The organism is Segatella hominis (genome assembly GCF_019249725.2).
In the GTDB taxonomy this organism is placed as follows: domain Bacteria; phylum Bacteroidota; class Bacteroidia; order Bacteroidales; family Bacteroidaceae; genus Prevotella.
In genome coordinates this window covers 1,021,148-1,032,968 of record NZ_CP137559.1, presented here as the reverse complement: position 1 = coordinate 1,032,968, position 11,821 = coordinate 1,021,148, and the positions used below count along the sequence as shown (strand labels likewise).

General features: G+C 40.2%; 10 protein-coding genes. 1 reads left to right on the top strand and 9 read right to left on the bottom strand.

What is annotated here, in order from left to right; genetic code table 11:
- Window position 1: 1 nt before the first annotated feature.
- The 4 genes from KUA50_RS04105 to dapA form a co-directional block, all read right to left on the bottom strand.
- On the bottom strand, window positions 2-1,321 hold the full coding sequence (locus KUA50_RS04105) for a YihY/virulence factor BrkB family protein (RefSeq protein ID WP_218456205.1): 1,320 nt from the start codon (window positions 1,319-1,321) through the stop codon (window positions 2-4).
- A gap of 99 nt (window positions 1,322-1,420) precedes the next feature.
- Entirely contained in the window at window positions 1,421-2,824 is a 1,404-nt protein-coding gene (uxaC, locus tag KUA50_RS04100) for a glucuronate isomerase (RefSeq protein ID WP_218456206.1), read from the bottom strand.
- Window positions 2,825-3,142: 318 nt separating this feature from the next.
- Entirely contained in the window at window positions 3,143-4,030 is an 888-nt protein-coding gene (locus tag KUA50_RS04095) for an AraC family transcriptional regulator (protein ID WP_218456207.1), read from the bottom strand.
- Between the two features lie 76 nt (window positions 4,031-4,106).
- The gene (gene dapA, locus KUA50_RS04090; protein WP_022111338.1) at window positions 4,107-4,994 is read right to left on the bottom strand and encodes a 4-hydroxy-tetrahydrodipicolinate synthase; all 888 of its coding nucleotides are present in this window, start codon (window positions 4,992-4,994) and stop codon (window positions 4,107-4,109) included.
- A gap of 148 nt (window positions 4,995-5,142) precedes the next feature.
- Between dapA and truA the strand changes: the two genes are divergently transcribed.
- Entirely contained in the window at window positions 5,143-5,946 is an 804-nt protein-coding gene (truA, locus tag KUA50_RS04085; protein ID WP_218456208.1) for a tRNA pseudouridine(38-40) synthase TruA, read from the top strand.
- A gap of 157 nt (window positions 5,947-6,103) precedes the next feature.
- On the opposite strand, the gene KUA50_RS04080 is transcribed toward truA, so the two are convergent.
- From KUA50_RS04080 to KUA50_RS04060, 5 genes are all read right to left on the bottom strand, one after another.
- Window positions 6,104-6,691 (bottom strand): IMPACT family protein, encoded by a 588-nt coding sequence (locus KUA50_RS04080; protein ID WP_134843455.1) that lies wholly within the window; start codon window positions 6,689-6,691, stop codon window positions 6,104-6,106.
- Window positions 6,692-6,771: 80 nt separating this feature from the next.
- A complete protein-coding gene (locus tag KUA50_RS04075) occupies window positions 6,772-8,106 on the bottom strand; it encodes a DUF1015 domain-containing protein (RefSeq protein ID WP_218456209.1) in 1,335 nt (444 codons plus the stop codon).
- A gap of 117 nt (window positions 8,107-8,223) precedes the next feature.
- Window positions 8,224-9,141, bottom strand: coding sequence for an NAD(P)-dependent oxidoreductase (locus KUA50_RS04070; RefSeq protein ID WP_218456210.1), 918 nt, complete (start codon window positions 9,139-9,141; stop codon window positions 8,224-8,226).
- Window positions 9,142-9,169: 28 nt separating this feature from the next.
- Window positions 9,170-10,240 (bottom strand): 3-phosphoserine/phosphohydroxythreonine transaminase, encoded by a 1,071-nt coding sequence (serC, locus tag KUA50_RS04065; RefSeq protein ID WP_218456211.1) that lies wholly within the window; start codon window positions 10,238-10,240, stop codon window positions 9,170-9,172.
- Window positions 10,241-10,506: 266 nt separating this feature from the next.
- Window positions 10,507-11,820, bottom strand: a complete 1,314-nt coding sequence (locus KUA50_RS04060) for a DEAD/DEAH box helicase (protein WP_218456212.1) — start codon at window positions 11,818-11,820, stop codon at window positions 10,507-10,509.
- Window position 11,821 lies beyond the last annotated feature (1 nt).

Here is an 11,821-nt window from a genome sequence, read left to right as displayed (position 1 = left end):
TCTAAATAAATAATATCTGCTTACCGTTATCTACGAATTTCTGATTTACGATATCGATATTTTTCCACAATTTCAATTCTTTTTCTATTTCTGAAAAACCAGAAATTTCCTCACCATAGTTAAAGAGGCGTTCTATCATCACCCCATAAGTCAGATGATCTATCTTCTCTATCGGATGCAAGACAACAGATTCTTCAAAACAACCTTTTTTTTCGCTTCTAATCTCTACCAGTAATTTAGCATGCAAAAGTTCTCTTACTGCCTGATTGACTATCTGTTGCGGTATTTCTGTTAAATCATGAATCTGCTTAGGAGTATAAGCCTGTTCTCCATTATTAAACTGCTTGCATACCAAATGCATAACCATTCCGCAAACCTTGATACGCTGCACTAATTTAAGACGATCATATCTGAGGTCTCCATCATAATAATGTATGTTTTGATTCGTATGACAAAGCAAAGCACCAAATACCACTATTGCCCAAGAAATCTGAAGCCATAACAGAAAAAGTGGAATGGCAGCCAAAGAACCATAAATGACATTATAGCTGGAAAGGAATACTTGCAAATAAATATAGCCATACTGCAATGCTGTCATACAGATACCAGCCAGAAAAGAAGGTACAAGAGTACTGCGAAGTCTGATATAGGTATTCGGAATAACACAATAGCAGAACACAAAGAACAGAAACATCGGAACGAATGCAGCCAAATGGAGGATAAACGAAGGAATTGTTTCTCCTATATCAGCTATCTTATCGACATTATCTACCATATTCACCGTCCATACATTAATACTCGAAGCAAAAAGTATCATGAGACTTAACCCAAACAGAATGGTAGGATATTCCGTAAAAATCTGTTTCCATGAACGTTCACCCGTATGCCAGATGTCATCAAACGTAAGTTCTATTTTCTGCATCAGAGAGATGATCGTATAGAGAAACATCACGATACCCGTACCGATGATATAGTTGCTCTGGGTATTCTCGATATAATTATGTACGAAATTTACGATAGTTTGAGCCACAACCGGTTGTGCCTCAAAAGTAGTAGAAAGCCAGGATTCCAATAAGGATGCATATCCAAAACCTCTGGCAATGACAAACATCATCGCCATAAAAGGAATCAAAGCCATGAAGGAGGCAAAAGTCAATGCTGCCACATCTCTGGCCCACATATCCTTTACATAGAAGATACGTCCGGCAAGCATACCCATCTTTATCCAAGACTTTACTCTGCCTCGGAAATCCTTGATATTAGAAGAATTAAATTCTCTGAGATCTTCGTAATATCGTAGTATTCTGTCTATTACCCCCATAATCAAAAGTTTTCTGTTATTAACCAACAAATCCCTCCACAACATCATCAGATGCCGTAAAGGGATTTGTCTTAGTATAATTGCTATTCAGCTCTACAATTAATAGAACTTGAAGTAGTTGCGGGCATTGTTGTAAGAGATATCTTCAACCATGCGAGAGAGACTCTCCATATCGTTAGGAAGCAAACCCTTCTCTACATCATTACCGAGGAGGTTGCAAAGCAAACGACGGAAATACTCATGACGTGGATAGCTCAAGAATGAACGAGAGTCGGTCAACATACCGACGAAACGGCTCAAAAGACCGAGCACAGACAATGCATTCATCTGACGTGTCATACCATCGAGCTGATCATTGAACCACCAGCCAGAACCAAACTGAATCTTACCTGGGCAAGAACCATCCTGGAAATTACCAAGCATAGTAGCGATTACCTCATTGGCACATGGGTTCAAGCAATAAAGGATTGTACGAGTCAACTTACCCTCTACGTTCAATTCATTCAAGAAATTACTCATAGCACGAGCTGTAGTAAACTCACCAATAGAATCAAAACCTGTATCTGCGCCCAACTTATTGTACATCAATGTGTTATTGTCGCGGATGGCACCATAGTGATACTGCTGAGTCCAATCAGCAGCATGATCCATCTCAGCACAAATTCTCAAGAAAGCATGCTTGTACTGACGAACCTCAATAACTGACAACTGCTGACCACGCATAGCCTTTTCAAAGATAGTCTCAATCTGAGAATCAGTATATGCCTCGTCATAGAATTCCTCAATACCATGGTCGCTCAACTTACAGCCATTCTCTGTGAAGAAATCGTGGCGCTTCTGAAGAGCATCAACCATATCCTGGAATGTTGAGATAGTAACACCTGCAACTTCACCCAACTTATTCATATACTCAGCGAAATCAGGCTTCTCGATATTCATAGCCTTGTCAGGACGCCAAGCAGGAATCATCTTAATTTCGAAACCACTCTCACGGGTCTGCTTGTGGTAACGGAGATCATCAATTGGATCGTCTGTTGTACAAACACACTCTACATGATAATGGCGCATCAAACCGCGTGCACTGAACTCAGGCAACTGCAATTTCTCGTTACACTCATCAAAGATCTCACGAGCGGTCTTAGGGTTCAACTGTTTGTCAATACCGAAAGCTGTCTTAAGCTCGAGATGAGTCCAATGATACAATGGGTTGCGGAATGTATAAGGAACAGTTTCAGCCCACTTCTCGAACTTCTCCCAATCGCTTGTATCGGTACCAGTGCAGAAACGCTCATCTACACCATTAGTTCTCATTGCACGCCACTTGTAGTGGTCACCACCGAGCCAAAGTTCAGTAATACTCTTAAACTTGTGATCATTAGCTACCATCTCAGGAATAAGATGGCAGTGATAGTCAATAATTGGCATTTTAGCCGCATGATTGTGGAAAAGATCCTGCGCAGTCTTAGTGTCGAGCAAGAAATTTTCATCCATAAATTGCTTCATAATTGTATAGTAGTTTTAAATATTTTGCTTTTGAAAAACCTTTTGGGAATTCCATTAACTATTTTCTTTGCAAAAATAACTCAAATTTTCGGTAAAACAAAATAATAATAGAATTTTTAATCAGATTTTTACTTAAACGATTGCGGAAAAGGTAAAAAAGAACAAAATAAATCTCCCAAGTAGTCATACATGGAAGATTTATTTGTTTTTGGATTTTTAATTCTCTTCAATTCTTAATATTTATAACAGGCATTTATGCCATAGGCCATAAATTCATCAGAAGAAAACACTATTCATACAGTCCATTCACTAGACAGACTACACAATAATACGAGTCTTGTGATAATTTTCACGGAATTCACTTGGTGAGCATCCTTTTTTCTTCTTGAAAATACGATTGAAGTTACTCAGATTATTAAATCCGCAATCAAATCCGATTTCACTGATAGATTTTGCAGTATCTACCAGCATTCGTGCTGCATAACCCAACCTCAGATCAATAATATATTCACTGATATTTCTTCCAGTGTGCAACTTAAAGAATCTACTGAATGCACTTGGACTCATGCCAGCCATGCTTGCAAGCTCTGGCAGTCTCAGTTCATCCATATAATTCTTAGAGATATAATTCTTTACCTTCAGAATTCTTCTACTGTCATCCTCCACAGTAACCTTCGCATAACTGGTAGAAGCTAAAGTCTTAGCACCATCACACCGTGAAAGTTCATACAATATAGTCAGAAACTGCTGAACGGCATAAAAGCCATCTTTGACAGAACTCAAAGTATCCAACAATCCATATACTTTCATAATGGCTTTCATCGGAAACACAAGTCCTTTCTTGGCTTCCTGCATCATTCTTGTAATACTTGAATACGGATTTCTGCCAAAGAGCGTTTCGGTACCCATACTGAAGTCAAATTGTATTGTAATCTCTCTGATATCCTCGCTGCGACAATCATTCTGTTCCCATACATGTTCAAGGTCAGGAGAAGTAATCAAACACAAATCATAATCACCGATAATTTCCTGCGAGTCACCCACTATGCGTCGGACACCTTTAGCATTCTCCACAAAATTGAGTTCAAACACAGAGTGATTGTGAATAGGATAAGTAAACTCCTTTTTATGACGGTCTGCAATGTATAAAACATCTTTTCCCATCAACGGAGTAATTTCATGTATGATTCTTCTATCGTCTGACATAAAGTAGCTATTAGTGAAATTCAGAATAATTCAGTGGCAATATTTCGGAAAATGAGCAAAATCAAAGCTAATGTCATCAGAAACGCAAGTCCTTGATGATATCGCTCATCTTCTGCTTAGTTGCAATTCTTGTTGGAACAAGAGGCAATCTAAGTTCATTTTCTATGAAACCCATATCATTGAGCAAAGCCTTTACACCAGCAGGGTTACCATCTACAAAAAGCAAGCTATAAAGCTCTGTAAATGCATGATGAATCTTACGTGCTGGCTCATATTCACCACGGAACTCCAAGCGGATCATACGGCTGAATGCTTTAGGAAGAGCATTACCAATAACTGAAATCACACCTGCTGCACCACTGGCTACCATAGAGAAAGTCAATGCATCATCACCACTGATAACATCAAAATTATCAGGTTTGTTCTTGATAATCTCATCTACCTGTTCCAAGCTGCCACTTGCTTCCTTGATTGCTACAATATTAGGGAAATCGCGGGCGATGCGACAAGTTGTTTCAGGTTTCATGTTAACACCTGTTCTACCTGGTACATTATATAATACGATAGGCAGAGGACTAACTTCAGCGATTGCCTTAAAATGCTGATAAAGTCCCTCCTGAGAAGGCTTATTATAATAAGGACAAATACTGAGGATACCATCAATACCACTCCAATCAGTATTCTTGATTTCATCTACTACAGCAGCAGTATTATTACCACCGCAATATTTCAAAATCTTGACACGACCATGATTGACCTCTTTGACAAGTTCTGTGATTTTATCTTTCTCATCTTTAGTAAGACAAGGCGCCTCACCAGTTGTAGCAAGGATGCAAAGGAAATCTGCACCATTGTCAATTTGAAACTCTACCAATCTCTTCAGAGCCTGGTAATCTACCGAACCATCGGTCTTAAATGGAGTAATGAGAGCTATACCTAACCCTCTAAAAATATTCTGTGCCATAATCAATTTTACAAAATTAATCGCAAAATTACAAATTTATTGCCAAATTGCAAAACAAATTGCCATTTTTCTTTCAAAATTGTATCAAAATTGAAAAAATTTGGTATTATTATCGCATATATCGCATATTTTTCGTAATTTTGCAGCTATGAGTAGATACTTTATTACCTTTAGTTATGATGGTACAAACTATCATGGATGGCAAATTCAGCCTAATGCAAATACGGTGCAGCAAGAGTTGCAACGAGCGTTGTCTATTTTACTCCGAAAAGAAATTGAAGTTGTAGGTGCCGGACGTACAGACACAGGAGTTCATGCCAGAAAAATGGCAGCTCATTTTGATTGGGAACTTAAAGATCAGGCAGCATTATCTTCTGACGAAGAAAAAGACATGTCTGCGAAAAAGGAACTTCTTCCCATTTCCTGCGACCAGATGGTTTATCGCCTGAATCGAATTCTCCCAAGAGATATATCTGTATGGGATGTTTTCCCTGTTGCAGATGACATGCATGCCCGTTTCTCCGCCACCTCCCGCACCTACCATTATTATATACATACGCGAAAGGATCCATTTGAACGTCATTTCTCTCTCCAAATTAATTATCCATTGGATTTTAATAAAATGAATGAAGCAGCCAAGTATTTCCTTCAGCATGAAGACTATGCAGCATTCTGCAAGGCTGGTGGTGACAACAAGACTACCATTTGTCATGTTACAGAAGCGAAATGGGTGCAGACCTCCCCTACATCCTGGTATTTTGAAATAACAGCCAACCGTTTCCTTCGCAACATGGTGAGAGCTGTGGTAGGAACATTGATTGATGTAGGCCGTGGAAAAATAAGCATGAATCAATTTCTTGAAATTTTGCATCAGGGAACAAGAAGTGATGCCGGCGAGAGTATGCCAGGCAATGCTCTTTTCTTAGAAGATGTAAGCTATCCGGAATTATAGCTTTAAGATCATCCGAAAATTAAAACCATTGCATCCAGAAATAAAATCCATTGCATCCGGATAATAAATACAAAAACTTCCAGTTTTTTAAAACAGAAACAATTCTGATTTATTTAACGAAAAGAATATATAAACCAAAAACTCGCTTGGAGAAACTTTATTCAAACGAAAGTTTCTTCAAGCGAGTTCTTAATTGTTCTGCCTCACTCTTGCGAATGGAAAGCTTTATGCTGCAGGTGTTATCAAAAACCTGATCCACAATACGTGGATTCATTTCCTTCACAATTCTCATTACATCATTCATCATAGGATAGGTAAAATCGTAAGTCACAATTTCTTCTACCTGTCTGATTTCCTCTTCACAATGAGCCAATGCCTCTATAGCTGCTTCACGATAAGCGACTATCAAACCACTTGTTCCAAGTTTTACTCCACCGAAATATCTGATAACCACTATCAGAATATCTGTCAATTCTGCTTTGTTGATTTGTCCTAAGATTGGTTTTCCGGCAGTAGAAGACGGTTCTCCATCGTCATTCGCCCGGAATTCATTTCTTTCAGGACCCAACATATATGCATAGCAACAATGTCTGGCATCATAGTATTTCTTCCTATAACCTGCCACTATTTCCTTGACTTCTTCGACAGATGTCACATGATGGGCAAAAGCGAGGAACTTACTTCTTTTCTCAGTGTACAGCCCCTCGCCTACTTGATCTTTTATAGTTTTGTATTCGTCAATCATTCCATTTAAGTCGTCAATTATATAAACCAAACTGTCCTACATAAATTCTGTAGAATAGTCGGACTTATAAGTCGAACTCTTTAATCTAATTTATGAATTATCAAACCGCTGCGCAGTTTTGGTTCAAACCAAGTTGCCTTAGGTGGCATAATCTTACCACTATCAGCAATGTCCATAATCTGCTGCATAGTTACCGGATGAAGTGCCAATGCCATCTTCATTTCACCACTATCTACACGACGTTTCAGCTCACCAAGTCCACGGAGACCACCCACAAAATCGATACGCTTATCAGAACGTAAGTCCTTGATTCCAAGGATTTCATCAAGAATCAAACGGGATGAAATATCAACATCTAATACGCCAATCGGATCTTCATCATCGTAAGTACCTGGCTTAGCGAATAATCCATACCATTTACCATCCAGATATAGGAGGAATGAATGAAGGGCTGCAGGTTTCAGAATATCCAAACCGAATTTATCGATAGCTTCCTGTAACTCCATCTTTTCATAGCATGGAATACCTTCATCATCACCAGATACATTGATGTTAATTGCATCAATCTCAATAACTTCGAAATTTTTAGTCAAAGCATCGAGGAATTGTTCTGAAGTCAAACCATTCAAGTCCTTCACTACTCGATTATAGTCAAGAATTGTCAACTGACTTGCCTGGAAGCAAACTGCCATAAAGTAGTTGTATTCTTCCTGACCAGTATGATGAGGATTATTCTTAGCCTTTTCAGCACCTACCAAAGCTGCAGCAGCTGAACGATGGTGACCATCAGCTATATAGAGACTTGGCATTTTCTCAAACTCCGCTGTTATAGTGGCAATATCCTGGTCATCACTAACAATCCAGAATTGATGACGGAATCCGTCAACAGGAGCAATGAAATCATACTCTGGTGCAGTAGCAGCATAGCGAACCAGAAGGTTATTGAGTACCGGATTATCTGGATAAGCAAAGAATACAGGTTCGATATTTGCATTGCAAACACGTACGTGCTTCATGCGATCCTCCTCCTTGTCACGGCGAGTCAACTCATGTTTCTTGATAACACCCGTCATATAATCGTTTACATAAGCACCCACTACAAGACCATACTGCGTCTTGCCATTCATGGTCTGGGCATAAATGTAATATTGTTCCTTATCATCCTGTTTCAACCAACCATTCTCCTGAAACTTTCTGAAATTCTCAGCAGCGCTTTCATAGACTCGTGGATCATACTCAGAAGTACCAGGTTCAAAATTGATTTCAGGTTTGATAATATGATAAAGACTCTTCTCGTTGTCACCAGCTTCGGCACGAGCCTCTTCTGAATCGAGCACATCGTATGGTCTTGATTCCACCAGTTCCACCAGTTCCTTTGGCGGACGAATGCCCTTAAAAGGTTTAATTTTTGCCATAATGTTGTAGGTATTAAAATACCGCACTAAAATAGTCCGGCACTATGATAAAACACAAAAGCCCACAAAGGATACTTTCACACAATACCCTCTGCGAGCTCACCTATTATTCTTTTATTACTTGTTTACCTGGAATTTGGTACAGCCATCCTTGAAGAATGCATTAATCTGCTTAGCAGCAGCAATACCAGCATTGATATTAGCCTCTGCTGTCTGTGCACCCATCTTCTTAGGAGTAGAGAAATAACGACCTTCAAACTTAGCAAACTCAGCATCTGCATCTGGCTTGATATCTGTAATAAACTTCAAGTCCTCACGCTCAGCCATCAGCTTAATCAACTCATCCTCGTTGATAACTTCCTTGCGGGCAGTATTAATCAAGATACCACCCTTAGGCAACTGGTTTACAGCCTTATAATCGATGCTCTTGATAGTCTCTGGAGTAGCAGGAATATGAAGAGAAACGATATCACAAGTCTGGAACAGTTCATCCTGACTCTTGACAGCATGAACACCGGCAGCCTCAATAACATCAGCAGGGCAGAAAGCATCATAAGCAGATACTTCCATACCGAAGCCCTTAGCGATGCGAGCAACATTTCTACCCACATTACCGAAAGCAAGGATACCTAATTTCTTACCCTTCAACTCAGAACCAGCCTTGCCGTTATAGAAATTACGAACAGCAAATACCAGTAAACCGAAAACCAATTCGGCAACTGCATTAGAATTCTGACCAGGAGTATTCTCAGCTACTACATTGTGAGCCGTAGCAGCAGCAAGGTCAATATTGTCATAACCTGCACCAGCACGTACCACAATCTTCAGATTCTTGGCAGCATCCAAAACTTCAGCAGTAACTTTGTCAGAGCGAATGATCATTGCATCCACATCTTTCACTGCATCCAATAGCTGAGTCTTTTCTGTATATTTCTCAAGCAGGACAAGTTCATTGCCTGCACCTTCAATTTCTTTCTTGATACCTTCAACAGCAGCTGCTGCAAAAGGTTTTTCTGTTGCAACTAATACTTTCATGATTGAATTTGATTAGAATATTTTAGAATTAGTGCTGTGCCTCGAAATCCTGCATAGCCTTTACAAGAGCATTCACGCCCTCCATAGTCATAGCATTGTAGCAACTTGCACGGAAGCCACCTACAGAGCGGTGACCCTTTATACCTACCATACCACGCTCAACTGCAAAGTCAAGGAATGGCTTCTCAAGTTCCTTATATTCATCGTTCATAACGAAACAGATGTTCATCAGAGAACGTGAAGCCTCCTCTACAGTACCCTTGAAGAGTTTATTGCGATCAATCTCTGCATAGAGTACATCAGCACGCTCGTGAGCACGCTTATCAGCAGCCTCTACACCACCATTAGCCTTCAACCAACGGAGATTCTCCATCAGAGAATAGATAGGCACTACTGGAGGAGTATTAAACATACTGCCCTTATCTACATGTGTACGATAATCAATCATTGTAGGCAACTCACGTGGAGCCTTGCCCAAGAGTTCATCCTTCACGACTACTACAGTTACACCAGCCATAGAGAGATTCTTCTGTGCACCAGCGTAGATAGCTGTATATTTAGAAACGTCCACAGGACGGCTCATGATATCAGAACTCATATCAGCAATCAAAGGCACCTTAACATCTGGATCACGACGTAACTCAGTACCATAGATGGTATTGTTGGAAGTGATGTGCAGATAGTCTGCATCAGCTGGCTCGAGACCTTCAAACTGAGGATAGAAAGTATAGTTGGCGTCGGACGAGGATGCGATCTCCACGACCTCACCAAAATGCTTTGCCTCTTTCATCGCCTTCTTGGCCCAAGTACCAGAATTGACATAGGCAGCCTTCTTGATGAGGAAGTTGGCAGGAATCTGCATGAACTGCAATGACGCACCACCACCAAGGAAGATAACGGAGTAACCCTCAGGGACATCAAGCAACTCCTTGAACAAGGAGACTGCCTCATCAACTACTGGCTGGAAATCCTTAGCGCGATGGCTGATTTCCATCAATGAAAGACCTGAACCGTTGAAATCCAAAATCTGCTTAGCTGTGTTTTCAATCACTTCGCGTGGAAGCATTGAAGGACCTGCATTAAAATTGTACTTCTTCATCTGTATATTATTTAAGTTTTTATTGGATTATTCCCTATGTGTTTTTAAAACACGTCGGCGAAATTACAATTTTTATTTGAAACCACCAAACTTTTCTGCACATTTTTAGCAAAATGGGCAAAATTCTTACGGATTGTCAGCCTTTTCTGCCTATTCTATGTATTTTTATGCAGAAAATAGAATTACTGATACATATTATCAGCAATTAAGATGACAGAGAATCAATAAGATCAATATGGGAATATATCAGGGCGAAGGAAATAAGATTATAAAACCTCTTCCACTACTGTTCTGATACCTTTGATTTTTTGTCCGGCAGTCAGTTTGAGCACCTGTTTCAACTTAGTACGCGATACGGCCACATAGGCATATCTGTCCTTCACATCGATCTTGCCGATCTCGGAAGAATTGAGCTGGCCTATTTTGCAGAGATAACCTACGATGTCACCCTTGCTTACCTTATCCTTCTTTCCTTTACCTATATATATAGTAGCCATACGTGGTTTGGCTGGTACAGAATGAGTCAGCGGGATTTCGTAAGTCTGTATCTCTGCATCCACATAATCTGGAATGTGTTCAGTAGGTCCGATGATAAAGAAAGCCTTACCCTGAGATTCCCAGCGCGCCGTACGACCTACTCTGTGAATATAACTATCCTCACATTCCGGGATATGATAATGCACAATATTGTTGATGTCAGGAATATCAATACCTCTTGATGCTAGATCAGTACTTACTAAGATATTCACACTACCATTGCTGAACTTATAGAGTGCATCTTCACGCGCTTTCTGGTCCAATCCACCATGGAATGAGGAAAGTGAGAAACCTTTTTCACGCAAGAAATCGCTGGTACGCTCCACACTGTCACGGTAGTTGAGGAACACAATGGTACTCTCATCACCAAAACTCAACAGAAGCTGGGCGAGTGTCTCCAACTTGTCTTTCTGTGGACTATCCACCTGATAGATGCAAACACGGTCTGAAACCTGTTCCTCCTCAATGCGATAGTCAATCGTTTCTGCACGATTCATGTGAACGAAATTAGGAATCTGCTCTGCCTCGGTAGCAGAAAGCAGTATATGGCGTTCCAGATTTGGCAGACTCTCTATCAGTTTGCTCATTTCGTTCTGAAAGCCCATTTCCAGACACTTATCAAACTCATCGATGATGAGGTACTTGATATTCTCTATTTCGAAATTACCCTTATCGATATGATCATTCAGACGTCCTGGAGTACCGAAGATAACCTGAGGCATCACCTTTCTGAGCAAACGATGTTCATCCATCGTAGGTCGTCCACCATAACAAGCCATTGCCTTTACAGGAGTATGCATAGTTCCCAGTACATTGGCCGACTGCAATGCAAGTTCACGACCAGGAGTAATCACAAGCGCCTGTGGTGCATCTACCGATGGATCAATGAGCTGAACCAGTGGCAGAAGATAAGCCAGCGTTTTACCGCTACCTGTAGGCGAAAGAACCACAACGTCCTTATTGCTATGAAGCATTGCATGCATCGTAGCTTCCTGCATGCCGTTCAGTTCTATATCCAAACGATTCAATATATCTTGTAACATA